18 protein-coding genes and 1 tRNA gene are annotated in these 15,543 nt (G+C 58.9%); 10 read left to right on the top strand and 9 right to left on the bottom strand.

Features of this window, described 5'->3' with window-relative positions; translation table 11 throughout:
- The 5 genes from ACO079_RS06695 to ACO079_RS06675 all read left to right on the top strand — a co-directional run bounded on the left by ACO079_RS06695 (position 1) and on the right by ACO079_RS06675 (position 2,172).
- Positions 1-399, top strand: a complete 399-nt coding sequence (locus ACO079_RS06695) for a hypothetical protein (RefSeq protein WP_421792740.1) — start codon at positions 1-3, stop codon at positions 397-399.
- Positions 396-815, top strand: a complete 420-nt coding sequence (locus ACO079_RS06690) for a hypothetical protein (protein WP_421792739.1) — start codon at positions 396-398, stop codon at positions 813-815. Before ACO079_RS06695 ends, ACO079_RS06690 begins: the two co-directional genes overlap by 4 nt.
- Positions 816-882: 67 nt before the next feature.
- Positions 883-1,452, top strand: coding sequence for a TIGR02594 family protein (locus ACO079_RS06685; RefSeq protein ID WP_421792738.1), 570 nt, complete (start codon positions 883-885; stop codon positions 1,450-1,452).
- Positions 1,452-1,940, top strand: a complete 489-nt coding sequence (locus ACO079_RS06680) for a hypothetical protein (RefSeq protein WP_421792737.1) — start codon at positions 1,452-1,454, stop codon at positions 1,938-1,940. The genes ACO079_RS06685 and ACO079_RS06680 overlap by 1 nt, the downstream gene beginning before the upstream one ends.
- Positions 1,941-2,001: 61 nt before the next feature.
- Complete coding sequence (locus tag ACO079_RS06675; RefSeq protein ID WP_421792736.1) at positions 2,002-2,172, top strand: hypothetical protein; 171 nt, start codon at positions 2,002-2,004, stop codon at positions 2,170-2,172.
- Between the two features lie 2 nt (positions 2,173-2,174).
- Here ACO079_RS06675 and ACO079_RS06670 read toward each other — a convergent pair whose 3' ends face one another.
- Positions 2,175-2,567: a thermonuclease family protein gene (locus ACO079_RS06670; protein WP_421792735.1), complete on the bottom strand. Its 393-nt coding sequence runs from the start codon at positions 2,565-2,567 to the stop codon at positions 2,175-2,177.
- 21 nt (positions 2,568-2,588) lie between these two features.
- Here ACO079_RS06670 and ACO079_RS06665 point away from each other — a divergent pair, with 21 nt between their 5' ends.
- Positions 2,589-2,942 carry a hypothetical protein gene (locus ACO079_RS06665; protein ID WP_421792734.1) on the top strand — a complete coding sequence of 118 codons (354 nt, stop codon included), beginning with the start codon at positions 2,589-2,591 and terminating at the stop codon, positions 2,940-2,942.
- Positions 2,943-3,182: 240 nt separating this feature from the next.
- Here ACO079_RS06665 and ACO079_RS06660 read toward each other — a convergent pair whose 3' ends face one another.
- The 3 genes from ACO079_RS06660 to ACO079_RS06650 all read right to left on the bottom strand — a co-directional run bounded on the left by ACO079_RS06660 (position 3,183) and on the right by ACO079_RS06650 (position 7,549).
- The gene (locus ACO079_RS06660; protein ID WP_421792733.1) at positions 3,183-4,670 is read right to left on the bottom strand and encodes a WG repeat-containing protein; all 1,488 of its coding nucleotides are present in this window, start codon (positions 4,668-4,670) and stop codon (positions 3,183-3,185) included.
- A 266-nt stretch (positions 4,671-4,936) separates the two neighbouring features.
- Positions 4,937-6,643, bottom strand: coding sequence for a solute:sodium symporter family transporter (locus tag ACO079_RS06655; RefSeq protein ID WP_421792732.1), 1,707 nt, complete (start codon positions 6,641-6,643; stop codon positions 4,937-4,939).
- Positions 6,644-6,673: 30 nt separating this feature from the next.
- Positions 6,674-7,549, bottom strand: a complete 876-nt coding sequence (locus ACO079_RS06650; protein ID WP_421792731.1) for a DUF1295 domain-containing protein — start codon at positions 7,547-7,549, stop codon at positions 6,674-6,676.
- Between the two features lie 173 nt (positions 7,550-7,722).
- Between ACO079_RS06650 and ACO079_RS06645 the strand changes: the two genes are divergently transcribed.
- Positions 7,723-8,709, top strand: coding sequence for a hypothetical protein (locus ACO079_RS06645; RefSeq protein ID WP_421792730.1), 987 nt, complete (start codon positions 7,723-7,725; stop codon positions 8,707-8,709).
- 17 nt (positions 8,710-8,726) lie between these two features.
- On the opposite strand, the gene ACO079_RS06640 is transcribed toward ACO079_RS06645, so the two are convergent.
- Together ACO079_RS06640 and ACO079_RS06635 are read right to left on the bottom strand one after the other, a co-directional pair.
- Positions 8,727-8,800, bottom strand: a tRNA-Gly gene (locus ACO079_RS06640).
- A gap of 40 nt (positions 8,801-8,840) precedes the next feature.
- Positions 8,841-9,848: a 2'-deoxycytidine 5'-triphosphate deaminase gene (locus ACO079_RS06635; protein WP_421792728.1), complete on the bottom strand. Its 1,008-nt coding sequence runs from the start codon at positions 9,846-9,848 to the stop codon at positions 8,841-8,843.
- Between the two features lie 130 nt (positions 9,849-9,978).
- Here ACO079_RS06635 and apaG point away from each other — a divergent pair, with 130 nt between their 5' ends.
- Both apaG and ACO079_RS06625 read left to right on the top strand, forming a co-directional pair.
- Complete coding sequence (gene apaG / locus ACO079_RS06630) at positions 9,979-10,371, top strand: Co2+/Mg2+ efflux protein ApaG (RefSeq protein WP_421792922.1); 393 nt, start codon at positions 9,979-9,981, stop codon at positions 10,369-10,371.
- A gap of 18 nt (positions 10,372-10,389) precedes the next feature.
- Positions 10,390-11,847, top strand: coding sequence for a TrkH family potassium uptake protein (locus ACO079_RS06625; RefSeq protein ID WP_421792727.1), 1,458 nt, complete (start codon positions 10,390-10,392; stop codon positions 11,845-11,847).
- Positions 11,848-11,857: 10 nt separating this feature from the next.
- Here the strand turns inward: ACO079_RS06625 and ACO079_RS06620 are convergent, their stop codons facing one another.
- The 3 genes from ACO079_RS06620 to ACO079_RS06610 are packed head-to-tail and all read right to left on the bottom strand — an operon-like array spanning position 11,858 to position 14,804.
- Positions 11,858-12,751, bottom strand: a complete 894-nt coding sequence (locus ACO079_RS06620; RefSeq protein WP_421792725.1) for an Hsp33 family molecular chaperone — start codon at positions 12,749-12,751, stop codon at positions 11,858-11,860.
- Between the two features lie 3 nt (positions 12,752-12,754).
- Positions 12,755-13,936 carry an aspartate aminotransferase family protein gene (locus ACO079_RS06615; RefSeq protein ID WP_421792724.1) on the bottom strand — a complete coding sequence of 394 codons (1,182 nt, stop codon included), beginning with the start codon at positions 13,934-13,936 and terminating at the stop codon, positions 12,755-12,757.
- 52 nt (positions 13,937-13,988) lie between these two features.
- Positions 13,989-14,804 carry an ABC transporter permease gene (locus ACO079_RS06610; protein WP_421792723.1) on the bottom strand — a complete coding sequence of 272 codons (816 nt, stop codon included), beginning with the start codon at positions 14,802-14,804 and terminating at the stop codon, positions 13,989-13,991.
- Between the two features lie 211 nt (positions 14,805-15,015).
- On the opposite strand from ACO079_RS06610, the gene ACO079_RS06605 reads away from it, so the two are divergent.
- Positions 15,016-15,531 (top strand): GcrA family cell cycle regulator, encoded by a 516-nt coding sequence (locus tag ACO079_RS06605; protein ID WP_421792722.1) that lies wholly within the window; start codon positions 15,016-15,018, stop codon positions 15,529-15,531.
- Positions 15,532-15,543: the final 12 nt, after the last annotated feature.

The following is a 15,543-nucleotide window of genomic DNA, read 5'->3' as shown; positions in this document are numbered from 1 at the left end:
ATGTTGGCGCTCACTCTATCGGTGGCAGCTCTGCTGGCGGCGGCCTGGGCCTTCGTCACGGGGCTGCTTACCGTGCATCGCCACCGCGATGTCTGGCCGCATTTCAGCGCGCGCGATGCGCGTTGTGCCCGGCTTGATTCCGTTGCTTATGCCCTCCTGACCTTCTCGGTTGGCATGGCGTTCCTTCACGTCTTTATCTACGGATCTGAAATGGTCCGGCTGCTGGCGGCCAAACCGTCTGCCCTTCTCACCGGCACCGAGCATTCCTATCTCGGCCAGTTTCTAACGGTCGGCAGTCTTTCGCTCTGGGGCTTTGTTCACCTGTTTCTCGACCGGCTGCTGGATCTCGCAGAGGTCCGATACGTGCTGGCTCGCTGTAACCTTTGGAGGCGTCCATGAATAATATCCGCTGGCCAGAGCAGATCGAGTCGATCGTTGTGGTCTCTGTTTTCCTTGGCCTGGTTGCGGGCCTTTTCCGCAGATCCAAGCGCGGCCTCTTGGCTATGCTTTCAACCTTTGTGACGGCCCCTTTAATCGGCATTGCGGGCGGTTTCATTGCTGATGGCTTTGATCTGTCCCTGGGCTGGATCTTGGCGGCCACGGCCTTTGCCACCTTGTTGGGCGAGCAGCTCATCCTCTTTGCGCTCGAGACGGCCGATCGTGCCGCGAAGGATCCGGCCGGGGCCTGGCAATGGATCCGCGCCAACATCCGCCTGCCGGGAATCCGGCCGCCCAACCCAACACCCCCTTCACCTCCGGCTCCGCCGCCTGGTGACCCGGATGAGCCGACCGGCCCGCCCAGTTCTCCGGGCTAGTTGGCTCCGGCCGACAAACCCAGTTTGTCGGCCACCTCATTGAAAACTGAAAACGAAAGGAAGAGCCATGTCTTATGCGCTCCCCAATGCCTATGAGTTCCTGGCGCACGAGCCTGCGCCACGCATGCTGCTCGAGGCGTTGAAACTTTATGGCACGCTGGAAGCGCCAGGTGCCCGCGACAACCCGGTGATCTTGGCCTGGGCCGATGAGCTGGCCCAAGCGCCGGGGCTCAATTGGATCGGCTCCTGGTATGAAGATGACAGCATCCCCTGGTGCGGTCTCTTTATGGGCATTGTCGCCCATCGTGCCAAGAAACCTGTCCAGGGCGATCTGCTCTCGGCTCGCGGCTGGCTGGATTGGGGCAACCGGGTTGAGGGCGAGCCGAAGCTCGGCGATGTGCTGGTCTTCTGGCGCGGCAATCCGGCCGGATCTTCCGGTCATGTCGGGCTCTATGTCGGCGAGGACCGCGAGCACTATCACGTCCTGGGCGGTAACCAGTCCGATGCTGTGAACGTGACGCGGATCTCCAAGCAGCGCCTGCTTGCTGCGCGCAATCTCTACACCATCGGCCAGCCGCCCAACTGTCGGCGGATCCGGCTCGATGTCGGCGGGGCGGTGTCGGAGAATGAGCAGTGATGGCGGCCGCCACGCTGGTGCTCTCGGCGTTGAGGGGCGGCGCTGCGGCCTTGCGGCCGTTCCTGCCCTGGATTGCGGCGGGTGTTCTGGGGGCGGTTGTCTGGCACCTGTTGCCGCCGTTAAAGGTCGGCCCGCTGCAGATCTTTGCCGGGGGTGCCGGGGCGCGGCTTGAGACGCTCAAGGAAGATCTCACCGAACAGACCACCGCCCGCCGAGAAGCCGAGACCGCCCGCGATGGCTGGGAGCGGAGCTATCGGGAATCAGAAGCCAACCGGGAAGCCGAGCGTGAGCAATCTCGCGAGGCGTTTGCCGCCCAGGAAGAGTATTGGCAGTTGCGCGTCGAAGAGGCGCGCTCTTCCGCCCTGGCGATCGGCAATCTCTTCTCACAAAACGAGGTTAGATATGATGCGAATAATTGCCCTGTGCGCGAGCTCATTGATGCTGGCGAGCTGCGCCTTGCTATCGGAGCGGCCGCCGCCCCCGATTGAACAGCCCGAGCCGGTGGCGGTGGATCCCAGAATCTGCGCCCCAGCCGAAGGTGAGCCCGGCATGCCGGATGCGGCCACGATCGTAGCGGCTGCCAACCAGGAGGAAGCCAGCGCGATGGCGCTCTTCCTCACCTATGTCCAGGGCGTGATTGCCTGGGGCCGCGCAGGCTGGGAGCGCGCAGATCTGGCGCGCGGCGCGGTGTGTCTCGAGGACAAGTCCCGGCTCGACTAGATCTAGCCTGGCCCGCACCAATCGTGCCGCCGCCGATCGTAGCGGACGGCATAGCCTTCGGCGATCAAGATCTCGCCGACACTTCTCTCATCGACATAGACGTGCGCCAGGGTGCGGCCATAGCGGTCCTCGCCCTGGCGCTCGAGGCGTATCTCGCGCCCCTGCAGCAGCGCCGCCAGGCGCGCGGCGGCCAGCTCACCCAGCTGCTGCTCGGCATCGCACTGGGATCTAAAGGTCTCGGGGGTGTCGATATCGAGGATGCGGATCCGCTCACCGGCCAGCTCGATCGTGTCTCCATCGATAACCCGCCAGTCCTGGATCTGGATGAGGGCAATGGCGGCGAGGGTGAGGACAATCTTCATGCGGTTTGGCTCCTTGGCTTTACAACCTAGCACGGTCGGTTGCATTGTCCGGCCATGATTGAGCTCTTCGCCCTTCTTCTTTTGCAGTTCACCGAGCCGGATCCCGAGGCGCTGCGCGCCACCGCCCGGCTCACCGAATTGCGGATCCCGGCTTGCGAGCGTGAGCTCGCCCGCGGTGACAGGGCGGAAGATTGCGATCGGTTTCTGGACACGATGGATGATCTGCTCGGGCGGATGGGCGAGATCGAGGACTTGCTGCGCGCCCGCGCATCCAGCCAGGGTATTAGCGTGGAACGGCTTTTCGAGATTGATCCCGAGGCGGCCGAGCTGGGGCAATCCATCCTCGATGTCGGGCCGGTCTTTTATCGCGCGATGGACATGCTGGCATTGCTCGAGGCGGCCGAATAGTTCGGCCTGGCGAACGGCGTTCGCCGGGGTGATTGATCCCGTATTGATCCCGCGCTATAGATAAGTCATTGATTTAATTAGGTGGCCCCTCGATCTACGAATCTGGGGGTCGGGAGTTCGAATCTTCCCCGGTGCGCCATTCCCCAACTTGATGTTCGTCAACGGCTTTCGCTCTATTAAAGTTGTTCCAACTAAGAGCTGGGTTGGAGTCGTTTTGACTCTGCATATTTGCCTTAATGATCACCAGCAGTTCACGTTCCCGTACCTCACGTCGATATTGCATTGGCTGGCAGTGTTTGGAACCGTAAATGATCCAGAGCGCATTCTCGATTCATTCCGATATCGGCTTGTAACTGAATAAGTATAGCGTCCACCGACACAAGTGCCCGATGTGGCGGTAGCTTCAGCGTTGGTTCCCGTGCTACTATATGTGGCAACACTAGATGGGCCACGCACCGTCAAGTCCTCGGCAATCTCCAAACCGAAGCCCTGAAAAATGAACGACGTATAGGCGGAACACTGTCGTTGCTGCGGATTCGAAGATGGTGGGAGTGAGTTTTGTTGTCGATATTGCCTGCTTTGGGCCTCCACGTCGGCCAGCGTTATCCCCAACAATGTTCCATCGGGAAGTGCGGGGTATTCCTGTGCGCCAAAGGGAAGCGAGATGAATGTGTCGCGATTGCTTGGGAAAGCAAAACGAGCAGGAATTACCATCACACCAATTTCATTGATGAAGCCATGGCGATCATCTTGTTCTACGCGGACCAGACCGTTGTCAGCAAATCGATACCCAACAGATTCATACTGTGCCGCAATCACCATTTCTCCAGATTCATTTATGAAACCCCAGCGGCCACCTTGTTCAACTGCGGCAAGGCCATTGTCGGCGAATCTGTTGGCCCTACCGTAACGCAATGGAATGACCAATTCGCCGGATTCGTTGATGAATCCGCGGAGGTCATTTTGCTCTACGATTGCGAGTCCATTGTTTGAAAATCGTCCCGCCCAGTCATAGCGAGCAGGGATAACCATTTCTCCGACTTCATTTACAAAGCCGACTCGGCCATTTTGTTGGACAGGAGCAAGGCCATTATTTGAAAATGGCCAGACTTGCTCGTAACGGTGTGAAATTATCGTTTCACCGGCTTCATTTATAAAGCCCCATCGGCCATTCTCCCGAACGCCAATCAGACTGCTTTCATCGTTATAGAATATTTCTTCATAGAGAGCGGGAATAACGACCTCTCCTGATTCATTTATGAATCCCCAAAGGCCATTTTGTTTGACGGCAGCAAGGCCGTTGCTACGAAAAGTTTCTGCATCCTGATAAATCGCAGAAATCATTATTTCGCCATTCTCGTTGATAAAACCTGAGCGTTCGTTCTGTCGGACAGTAGCTAATCCATTGTCTGCAAATGGCCCAAACCTGTCATACTCAGCGGGGATGACCATTTCGCCGGACAAATTTATCACGCCATAGCCACTGGGCTGATACACACGGGCGAGACCATTGCTTTCAAAACCGGATGCGCTCTCAAACTGAGCCGGGATTGCGACATTTCCATCGGCATCCAAATAACCACAGCGGTATCTGGCTTCGCAAAACGGGTAGAGCATTTGCGATAAAGGCGGCGATGAAACAGTTGGCGTGTCCGTTGCAGATTGCTGTTGCGAGCAGGCAAACAGGAAAACAGAAGCAAATCCAAAAATCGTCAATCGATTGATCATGATGAGTATGTCCTCTGACCACTGTGGAAAGTGGATTAGATCAGTTAGTGAATCAATAGAGCGCCTTTTTTCACCGCGCCATTGATGGTCATGGATAGCAGTGCAGCTTCGCACGCAGTTTACAGCCCACAAGCAACCAATTGAAAATATTGGCTCCATAAGAGCCTCAGTTTACACGCAACCGTCTGAATTAGCTTATTGAAAGCATAACTACGAATCTGGGGGTCGGGAGTTCGAATCTTCCCCGGTGCGCCATTATTTTCCAATCACACCTGCCCGCGGCTCTTCCGCGTCATCAGCCACCAGGCCGCTAGATTGATGAGGCCCAATGCGCACATCGCCGCGAGGAAACTTGCGCTGATTTTTTCACTGGCCAAGCCAATGGGTGAGAAGATCAGGTAAAGCGCCACCACCATCGACAACAGCGTAAACGCGACCGGCCGGGCAAAGCGCCAGGGCGTCATGTCGATCTGTGACCGATCTTTCAAAGTCCAGGGCTCAGGCCGCGGCGCGATGCGTCCGGCGATCAACATGATCGCGACTTCGATGGCGAACAGGATCGCATAGAGATGCAGGAAGTGCAGGGTAACCTGTTCTGAAAAGACAAATTGTAACAGGCCATACGTGATGACGTGGAACACGATCACGATTTTGGCGGCAATCGCCGGGGTGCGCCGGGCAAACAGGCCGACCATCACGATGGCGACGATCGGGATGTTATAAAAGCCGGTGAAGATCCGGATGATCTGCCACAGGCCCTCGGGTGCAAACCATAAAAGAGGCGCCACGCAAAACGAAAACAACGCAATCACCACGCTCGCAATCATGGCGATGCGGACGGCCTGATGATCGCTGAGCGGGGTTTTCCGGCTGGGGCTGTAAATGTCCAGCGTGAACATGGTGGCAGCGCTGTTCAGGAGTGAGTTGAAGGACGAGAATACTGCGCCAAACAGGACGGCGAGGAAGAAGCCCATCATCCACAGCGGAAAGACATCACGGATCAGCGCGGGATAAGCCTGATCTATGCTGGCGAGGCCCGGTCCATAGAGATGGAAGGCGATAACGCCGGGGATCATCATGAAAAGCGGGACGAGGATTTTAAAAAAGCCGGAGAGCAGCACGCCTTTTTGACCCTCGGCCAGATTGCGGGCGGCCAGCGTGCGCTGAATCACATATTGATTGGCGCACCAGTAAAACAGGTTGGCGAAAATCATGCCGGTGAAGATCGTGCCAAAGGGAATGGGGGAATCTGCTCCTCCAATCGCATTCAGCTTTTCCGGATTTGTGGTCACCAGCGTGTTCAGGCCCGACAGGAAGTTCCCGCCGCCAAGCGCGATGAGTCCCAGAATGGGCACGAGCGCCCCAACGATCAAAAGGCCCACCCCGTTCAGCGTATCTGACACCGCGACGGCTTTCAGGCCGCCAAAAACGGCATAAAGCGCACCGGCAATGCCGATCACCAAGACAGTGACAACCAAGGCTTCAAACTGGCCGATATTGAAGAGCATCGGGATGTCGAACAGGCGGATGACCGCGATCGAGCCAGAATAGAGAATGGACGGTATGGTCACCAATCCATAGCCGAGCAAAAACAGGATCACTGATAGCCGCTGGACGTCTTCATCAAACCGGCTGGCGAGAAATTCCGGCAGGGTAGTAAAGGCGCTGCGCAGGTATTTCGGCAGGAAGATCAGCGCCATGGCGACGGTGGCGACAGCAGCCGTCACCTCCCAGGCCATGCTGGACATGTCAAAGCCATAGGCCGAGCCGTTGAGCCCGATGAGTTGTTCGGCGGACAGATTGGTTAGCAAGAGCGAGCCCGCAATGAATAGCCCGCCGAGATGCCGGCCCGCGAGGAAATACCCCTCTTTGGAGCGCGGCTCGCCCTTGGTTTGCAGGTAGGACCACCACGCGACCAGCGCCATAAAGGCCACGCAGCTGGCCAGCGTCATGATGATCTGTGTGCTGGTCACCTGTCCTCCTGCCGCCAGACCGTTACTTGGTTAGCTCGCCCTGGATGGCGGCTTCATCAACAGCACCGGCGTACGCGCTTTATACGCCTGGTAGGCGGCATTATCGCCCCAGCGGACGTCGGCGGCTTTTTCCAGCAAGGGGATACCGCTGACGCGGGTCAGCAACAGGATGACGAAGACCGGTGAGATCAGCACCACCCATTGCGGGCCCGCGAGCACCGGCAACGCCGTTACGGCAATACCGATCCATAACAATATCTCCCCGAAATAATTCGGATGCCGCGACCAGGCCCACAAGCCAGTCTGGATAAACTGGCCGTCATTGGCGGGATCGCGCTTGAAAGCCCGTTTTTGATTGTCGGCAATCACCTCAATGGCAAATCCGGCCACCCACATCGCCAGGCCGATGATCAGGAAGAGATCAACCGGTTGCGGCGTTTGTGTGGTGATCACCATCAGCGCACACGCGGCGGTGAGCGAGACCCAGAGGCCCTGCAATGTCCAGGTGACAAAAAAGCGTGCCGGATTTTGCTTGATCTCGTTAAAGCGCTGGTCGGCTTTATCCTCGCTGATCCGGGCAAACAGGAAGATGCCCAATCGCATCGACCAGATCACCACACAGCCGGCCACCAAAAGCGCGCGCCAGTCCACCGGGGCGCTTTGCAACACGGCAAATGCCATGACGGACATATAGGTCAGAGAGCCGGTGAGATCGTAGAATTTTTCAGTTTTTGCGATGGCCGAAGGGATGAAAACCAGCCAGTTGAGGCCAAAGGCGATCAGGCCCGCGGCCAGCATCACCGGCAGCCCGCCCGAGCGCGTATCCCCCCATCCGGCGAGTGCCAGAATGCCGAGGCCAATCGCGGCGATAATCAGGGCCACGATAATGGCTTTTGCGCTTTTCATCTTGTGCGTCCTTTCGCCCCGAGCAGCTTGCTGACGCAGAGACTGGAGCGGTGGGCCGTTGAAATCAACTTCGCAGCGCGGGCTGGCCCGATGGGGCCGAGGAAAAAAGATGGACGCCGCGCGCATCCCGCCGCACTGTTTAATTCAGGACAGGGGAAATAACGGGGAACACGATGAGACACGCAGTTTTAAGTCTGGCGCTAATGACCGCAGGCATGACCAGCGCGGCACAGGCGGACTCGCCGATTACCGAAGCCATGGCGGATTATCTCGGGGCTTGCTGGGCCAACCAGCAGGAGGGGCAATATGCTGATGAGGTCTATTGCTTTGAACGCATGGAAAACCATGCCGTTCGCGTTTTGCGGCAAAATCCTGGCCCACATGGCATGTTCTACAATGAATCCATCTGGTTCTGGGATGCGGCGAACGAGAAAGTCCACACGCTGATGCTCACCATGAATGGTCATGCCATTTACGCAGATGGCGCCATTGAAGACGGACACTTTGTCCAGAATGGCTATCGCGACGGGTCGGGCGAGTTATTTCTGCGCTATCATTGGGGGGCGGTCACTGGCGATCAAGCCAGCCTGGTCCGCCAGCAATATCTGGGCGAGGATTATGGCGGCTGGAATACAGAGCCCGAGCGGGTTTTCACCCGGCAACCGGCTGAGCGCCTCGAGACCTTGCGCGAAGAAATGGCGTTTCCGGATATCCTTGCAGGCGGGGTCACCGATGTGTTTGAGCCCTTGTTGAATGCCTGCTGGCAGACCCGGCTGGACGATGGGCGCTCGGATACGCATTGCTATGCGCCTGTGTTCGGGCGTTTTGTGCGCGATCTCCATATTGTACCGGGACCGCCGGATTATACGGGCGAGACGATCTATCATTTTGACCGCGAGAACGATGAGATCCTGTTTGATTATTTCAATTCGATAGGCGGGTCTTCGGCTGGCGGCGGTGACGCCGTCGAAAACGGCATCCATTTCCGCGAGGAGCATTATATCGCCCCGGATGGCACCACGCGCACTTTCCGTAGCCGCATGCTGAACATTTCACCGGCGGGCTATATCAGTGTCACCGAAGAAGAGATTGACGGCGCGTGGACCGAAGTGATGCGCCAGACCTTCACGCGGACAGAGGCGAACCCGTTTAACCGCTGATCTTGTTGGTTGGGGATTGGAGCGGGTGAAGGGAATCGAACCCTCGTCTTAAGCTTGGGAAGCTCCTGCTCTACCATTGAGCTACACCCGCAACTGTTCTTGAGATTAGAAAACCGGCGTGGCGGCGCAAGCTAGAAATACTTCGCCAGTTTGAGGCCCTGGGCCTGATAGTTCGAGGCGACTAAGCCATAGGGGGTGTCCGGCGGGGCGGTCATGGGTTCATAAACCAGGCGGGCTGCCGGCTGGCCATGTTCGAGGATGAAGGGCACGTCCCGGCCGCGCACTTCCAGGACAGCGCGACCGCCATCGCCGCCCGCTTCGGTGACGCCAAAGCCGGGATCGAAAAAGCCGGCATAATGCGCGCGGAACTCGCCGATTTCCGGGGCGATCGGTGCCATTTCAGCAGCTTCGTTCAAGGGGATGATCACCGGTTCCCGTGACGCGAGAATGTAGAATTCACCGGGATCCAGCACCATCTGGCCGTTGCGCAGGGAAACCGGCTCCCAGTAATCGCGTGGATCATGACCGCCAATCCTGGCCAGATCGATCAGGCCGGCATGGCGGCGGGCGCGATAACCATTGACGCCGTCAAAGCCTGCCAGATCGACCGAGACGGTGACTTCACGCGTGGCTTGCCGTGCACCGCGGCGGAACCGGGCCTGGACCAGACGGTCGCCCGGCCGCGCGAGGATCGAAAAGGTGCGCGGGGAAATCTCGACATAGAGCGGGCCTTCATAGCCCGCCGGGGCGGCATCAAAAGCCGTCGCACGATCGGCGATCACGCGGGTGAAGACATCAATCCGCCCGGTCGAGCTTTTCGGGTTCATCGCGGCGCTGATATCTGCAGGCAGGCTGAGTGCTTCTATCAGAGGCACAAGATAGACACAGCCGGTCTCAAGCACCGCGCCACCGCTGAGGTCGAGTTGATGCATGACCAGGCCGGATTTAAGGACGTCGTCCACTTCACGGGCCGCCCCCGGCAGGAAGCTGGCGCGCAAGCGATAGGCCGTCTGGCCCAGGCGCAGGTCCAGGCTGGCGGGCTGGATTTGCCCATCCGCCAGCGCTGTCTGCGCATGAATCGCCCCGCCGGCCGTGAGGGCCGCGATTTCATGATCAGGAAGGATACCGTGTGCGGTCATGTCAGCCTGCGGATTGCGGTACTCTTGGTTAGGCGAATTTGGCGCAGCGGAAAAGCGCGGATGGCGGGACTTGAGCAAACCGGCGTTTGCGGTGATCATGGCCCTTCGCAGGATATGCGCAGGTGCGGCCATGTATGAGTGCGAAACCGATGGCGTGCTGGTCCGCGTGAAGCCGGACTTTCTCGACGATCAATCCGAGCCGTCGCAGGCGCGCTATGTCTGGGCCTACACTGTGGAAATTGAAAATACCGGTGAAACGACCGTGCAACTGATTTCGCGGCACTGGTCGATTACCGATTCCAAAGGCAAGGTGGACGTCGTGCGTGGCCCCGGCGTGGTTGGCGAGCAACCGGTTCTGAAGCCGGGCGAGTGTTTCACCTATACCTCTGGGGCGCCCCTGGAAACGCCCTCGGGCTTCATGTGCGGCAGCTATGAGATGTCGCGCGAAAATGGCGGCCGGTTCGATGCGCGCATTCCGGCTTTTTCACTCGACAGCCCTTATGACCGGACAAGCGTTCATTAATCGGCTAGACCGCGCTGAATGAGCACGTCGGTCCGGTCCGTTCTGTTCGTTCTGGGTATCATGGCGGCCAGCCTGTCGGCGGCCATGCTGATCCCTGCGTTGATCGATTATAATGCCGGTGAAATGGCCAGCGCGTCAGCTTTTTTCTGGTCGGCCGCTGCGGGTGGATTTATCGGTCTGGCGATTGCCCTGGCCGTCAATACCGAAAAAAAAGACCTGACGACGCGGGCTGCGTTTCTGGTGACGGCTGGCTCGTGGCTCGTTCTCGCGCTGCTCGCAGCGCTGCCGATGCGGTATGGCGGGCATGACCTGTCCTGGACCGATGCCCTGTTTGAAGCGATTTCCGGTCTCACCACCACGGGAGCAACTGTGGTGACGGAGCTCGATACCCGTCCGCCGGGCTTCCTGATGTGGCGAGCCATCCTGCAATGGATCGGCGGGATCGGGATTATCGTCACCGCCATGGCGATCTGGCCGCTGCTGGGCGTCGGCGGGATGCAGCTCTTCAAGCTGGAATCGTCTGATGCCTCCAGCGAGAAGGTACTGCCGAATGCCGCACAGATCGCGAGTGCGATCTCGCTGATCTATCTGGCGCTGACCCTTGCGTGTGCCATTGGCTACAACGCCACTGGCATGAATGGCTTCGATGCCATTGCGCATGCCATGACCACGCTGGCCACAGGCGGATACTCCACGCGCGACGCTTCGATCGGGGCCTTCCTCGAAGGCGGCTCGGATTATGTGGCGATGGTGTTCATGCTGGCGGCGGCCTTGCCGTTCGCGGTCTATCTGGTGATGGTGCGGGGTCGGCCGCTGGCGGTTTTCCGGGATCCGCAAGTGCAGGGCTTTTTTCTTGTCATCGGAATCGCCATTCTCGCCATGTCGACCTTTGTCATCGCCACCGGGCTCCATGATCCGGAATCCGGCATCCGGTTGGCGGCTTTCAACACCATATCCATTGTGACCGGCACCGGTTATGCGACGACCGATTTTGGCGCCTGGGGCGCACCGGCGGTGGCGGCTTTTTTCGTGTTGATGTTTTCCGGCGGCTGTGCCGGATCGACCACCTGTTCGGTAAAGATTTTCCGCTACCAAATCGCGCTGCTGGCCATCCGGCAACACATTATCACCCTGACGCACCCGCGCGCCATTACGCCGCTGCGCTATGGTGGACGGCCTGTCCCGCCGGAAACCGTCTATTCGGTTCTGGGCTTTCTGTTTGCCTTTGTCGCGGTCTTTACGGTCTCCGCTGTTTTGCTGGCCGCCATCGGGCTGGACACCACCACCGCCCTGTCCGGCGCGGCGGCGACGCTGGGCAATGTCGGGCCGGGCCTTGGCGATATCATTGGCCCTTCGGGCACGTTTCAGCCTCTGCCGGATGCCGCAAAATGGGTGATGGCGATGAATATGCTGATCGGACGTCTGGAGGTTCTCACCGTCCTTATCTTGCTGACACCGCGCTTCTGGCAGTCATAAGACCGCGCGATCAGGAGGCGGCTTTCACATCGTCCGGCGTAAATTCGAACAAGCGGTTGCAGTACTCGCAGGTCATGCCGATCTGCCCGTCCTTTTCCATATCAGCCTGATCTTCAGCGGAAAAACGTGAAAGAATATCCAGCAGGCGTTCGCGATTGCAGGGGCAATGCTTGGTCAGCCGCCGCGGCTCAAACAGGCGCGCGCCATCCTCGTGGAACAGGCGATAAATCAAGGTGGCTGCGGAGATATCCGGGTCGATCAGCTCATCATCGGCAATCGTCTCAAACAGCGCCCGGCAATGATCCCAGTCTGCTAAGGCATCGCCGCGATAGTCATCGCTGGCCACCTGCTGCAAGACGGCCCCGCCGCCACGCCAGACCGAAGTGCCACCTGCTTGCAGATTTTCTCCGACAGCCAGCTTGATGCGCGTGGGGGTTTGCTCGGATTGCTCGAAATATTTCTCGGCACAATGCGCCAGCGTGCCGCCTTCGAGGGCAACAACGCCCTGATAGCGCTCCATCTTCTCGCCCGGATCAATGGTCATGGCAAAAGAGCCTTCGCCCAGCAATTGCGGCACACCGGCATCGTTTGAGACCGGATCACCCTTGTATTGCGCAAAACCGCGCACCCCGCCGGTCGATTGCCATTCGGCCACCACAAAACTGACCGGGCCGCTGCCATTAGCCTGGATGATCAACCGTCCTTCGAATTTCAGGGAATCGCCGACCAGTGCGGCCAGCAGAACCGCTTCCCCCACAAGGCGTTTGACGGCCGGGGGATGGTCATGGGCGGAGACAATATCCTCCAGCGCTGCGCCCATCCGCGCAATGCGTCCGCGCGCGGCGTGACCATCAACCTGAAAGGCCGCGACAATGTCGTCGGTTTCACCCAGCGGGTCGGACATGGTTTATTTGCCAGCCGCTGTCAGCGCATCATCGAGAATACCGATCGCCTCGCTGGCGTCATCTTCGGTGATGATGAGGGGCGGAGCCATGCGGGCAACATTATCGCCAGCCGCACCAATCAAAAGGCCTCGATCTCGCGCCTCTCCGGCAACAGCCTTGTTCACAATGCCTTCGCGCAATTTCAAGCCCATCAACAGGCCCTTGCCGCGGACTTCCTCGACAATACCCTCATGCCGGTCGGCCAGACCGGCCAGCTGCTGGTGCATGAAGTTGGAAACCTGATTGACCTTATCGAAAAAGCCCGGCGCGTTCAGCTCGTCAAAAACGACATTACCAACAGCCATGGCCAGCGGGTTTCCGCCAAAAGTCGAACCATGCGTGCCAACGACCATGCCCTTGCCTACAGCTTCAGTTGTCAGACAGGCGCCCATGGGAAATCCACCGCCTACGCCCTTGGCGACAGCCATGATGTCCGGCTGGGCGGTCTCGGCCCATTCATGCGCCCACATCTTGCCGGTCCGGCCGGCGCCGCATTGGACCTCATCATAAATGAGGAGCAGGCCGTGTTCGTCGCACAATTCCCGAAGGCCGCGCAGACAGACATCGGGCAGGGCGCGCACGCCGCCCTCACCCTGAACGGGTTCCACCAGGATGGCGGCTGTCTCTTCCGTGATGGCGGCCTTCGTGGCTTCATGATCGCCGAATTCGATCTGGTCGAATCCCTCCATCCGCGGGCCGAAGCCTTTCAGATAGGCCGGGTTGCCACCGGCATTGATCGCACCATAGGTGCGGCCATGGAAAGCGCCTGTGAAGGTGATCACGCGATAGCGGTGCGGCTCGCCCTTGTCGTAGAAATAACGCCGCGCGGCTTTCAGCGAGGCTTCGACGGCCTCGGCGCCGGAATTGGTGAAGAAGACGCGGTCCGCAAAACTCGTCTCGGTGTATTTCTTGGCCAGTTCGACCTGGCCCGGCACTTTGAACATGTTGGACAAGTGCCACAGCTTGTCGGCTTGCGCCTTCAGGGCCGCGACAGCTTTCGGGTGGCCATGGCCCAACGCATTCACCGCAATGCCGGAGATGAAGTCGAGATAGGCTTTGTTGTCGCCGGTATAGAGCCTTACGCCTTCGCCACGCTCAAACACCAGATCCGGTGGGGCATAGGTGCTCATCAACGGTGCGGCCATAGCGGCATCTCCCTCTTAAATTATCCCTGCAAGCCCTCGTAGGCCGGTCACTCTAACTCTTCAAGCGCCAGCCTGAGCGTAGCACCGCATAGGACGCAGCCAGCATCACCAGATTCAGGGCGATCAGCACAATCGCGCCGATCAGGATGCTACCGTCGGCATGACCGGTGAAGCCGTAGCGGAAGCCATCAATCATGTAGAAAAACGGATTGAAATGGCTGAGCGTAAAGAAGGGCTCCGGCAGCACGGAGATGGAATAGAAGGTTCCGGAGAGGAAGGTGAGGGGGGTGATGATAAAGTTGGTGATCACGGCGACATGGTCGAATTTTTCGGCCCATACCCCGCCAATCAGACCGATCATTCCGAGCAGCATGGCGCCCATCAGGGCATAGAAGACAATCGCCCATATATGATCCGGCGTCAGATCAACGAAGAACGCCATGACGGCTGCTGTGGCGATGGCGACCACAACGCCCCGCGTCACGGCGCCTGCGATAAAGGCGATCATCAATTCCAACGCAGACAGGGGCGGCATCAGGAAATCGACTGAATTGCCCTGGACTTTCGACACCAGGATTGACGAGGACGAGTTTGCGAACGCGTTTTGCAGCAGTCCCATCAGGATGAGACCGGGTGCCAGAAAGTCCGAAAAGGGAATGCCGCCAATATCTCCGCGCCGGTCTCCAAAGGCGAGATTGATGACGGCGAAGAACAACAGCGTAGTAACGACAGGCGCAAACACGGTCTGGAACATCACCTTCCAGAAGCGTTGAACTTCCTTGCGGTAAAGCGTCCAGAGACCCAGCGTGTTCAGCGCGCCAAATCGCCGGGGAGGCGAGAAGGCGCGGTCGGAAATCGGTTCATTCATATCCTGCCCCTAGCACGCCCTGCCTTGCCCTGCGAGCCCGCCGACGCCGGTCAACTGCACCCGAATCAGCTTTCCACAGGCGAATCAGTGCCGGTATCTTGTGGCAGGTTCGCTTATGGCTACTGTATCTCGTGAAACACACAAGATATTGCGGTTTTCCACAGGGTGACTACTGTGGATAGTATGCCGCAGAGCCAGAGTGGAGCGAAAAATGGCCTGGACAGATGATCGCGTCGAACTTCTGAAAAAGCTTTGGGCAGAGGGCCATTCGGCCAGTCAGATCGCAAAAAAGATTGGCGGTGTGACGCGCAATGCGGTGATCGGGAAGGTCCACCGCCTGGGCCTGTCCGGCCGTGCGACGCCGTCGCGTCCTGCCAGCCGCCCGGCCCGGACACCGAAGCCGCGCGTGGCGTCACCGGCCAAGGCGAAGGCACCCGTCCAGCGCAAGCCAGCGCCAGAGCCGGTCAAAGTGCTGGATCCGGAGCCGCTTCCCAATGGAGAATTTGCCACGGTTCTGACGTTGAAGGATTCCATGTGCAAATGGCCGATTGGCGACCCGGCATCGGGTGATTTCCGGTTCTGCGGGCGGCGCACCAAGGCCGGCGAAGCCTATTGCGAAGCGCACGCGCAGATCGCCTATCAACCGCAGCAAAAGCGCAAGCGTAAAACCACGGATGCCAAGGCTGCGCTCGATGCGCTTCAGGCCACCCGCCGGGTGAATTTCTAGGAAATAAAGCTT

The organism is Hyphobacterium sp. (assembly GCF_965228115.1).
Taxonomy (GTDB): Bacteria; Pseudomonadota; Alphaproteobacteria; order Caulobacterales; family Maricaulaceae; genus Hyphobacterium.
The sequence above is the reverse complement of the archived record's forward strand: the minus strand, read 5'-3'. Positions and strand labels throughout refer to the sequence as shown.

Bases quoted from the DNA above. Each gene is read 5' to 3' on its own strand.
- ACO079_RS06695 (WP_421792740.1), top strand. From the start codon at position 1: ATGTTGGCGCTCACTCTATCGGTGGCAGCTCTGCTGGCGGCGGCCTGG.
- ACO079_RS06690 (WP_421792739.1), top strand. From the start codon at position 396: ATGAATAATATCCGCTGGCCAGAGCAGATCGAGTCGATCGTTGTGGTC.
- ACO079_RS06685 (WP_421792738.1), top strand. From the start codon at position 883: ATGTCTTATGCGCTCCCCAATGCCTATGAGTTCCTGGCGCACGAGCCT.
- ACO079_RS06680 (WP_421792737.1), top strand. From the start codon at position 1,452: ATGGCGGCCGCCACGCTGGTGCTCTCGGCGTTGAGGGGCGGCGCTGCG.
- ACO079_RS06675 (WP_421792736.1), top strand. From the start codon at position 2,002: ATGCCGGATGCGGCCACGATCGTAGCGGCTGCCAACCAGGAGGAAGCC.
- ACO079_RS06665 (WP_421792734.1), top strand. From the start codon at position 2,589: ATGATTGAGCTCTTCGCCCTTCTTCTTTTGCAGTTCACCGAGCCGGAT.
- ACO079_RS06660 (WP_421792733.1), bottom strand. From the start codon at position 4,670: ATGATCAATCGATTGACGATTTTTGGATTTGCTTCTGTTTTCCTGTTT.
- ACO079_RS06650 (WP_421792731.1), bottom strand. From the start codon at position 7,549: ATGAAAAGCGCAAAAGCCATTATCGTGGCCCTGATTATCGCCGCGATT.
- ACO079_RS06645 (WP_421792730.1), top strand. From the start codon at position 7,723: ATGAGACACGCAGTTTTAAGTCTGGCGCTAATGACCGCAGGCATGACC.
- ACO079_RS06635 (WP_421792728.1), bottom strand. From the start codon at position 9,848: ATGACCGCACACGGTATCCTTCCTGATCATGAAATCGCGGCCCTCACG.
- apaG (WP_421792922.1), top strand. From the start codon at position 9,979: ATGTATGAGTGCGAAACCGATGGCGTGCTGGTCCGCGTGAAGCCGGAC.
- ACO079_RS06625 (WP_421792727.1), top strand. From the start codon at position 10,390: ATGAGCACGTCGGTCCGGTCCGTTCTGTTCGTTCTGGGTATCATGGCG.
- ACO079_RS06620 (WP_421792725.1), bottom strand. From the start codon at position 12,751: ATGTCCGACCCGCTGGGTGAAACCGACGACATTGTCGCGGCCTTTCAG.
- ACO079_RS06615 (WP_421792724.1), bottom strand. From the start codon at position 13,936: ATGGCCGCACCGTTGATGAGCACCTATGCCCCACCGGATCTGGTGTTT.
- ACO079_RS06610 (WP_421792723.1), bottom strand. From the start codon at position 14,804: ATGAATGAACCGATTTCCGACCGCGCCTTCTCGCCTCCCCGGCGATTT.
- ACO079_RS06605 (WP_421792722.1), top strand. From the start codon at position 15,016: ATGGCCTGGACAGATGATCGCGTCGAACTTCTGAAAAAGCTTTGGGCA.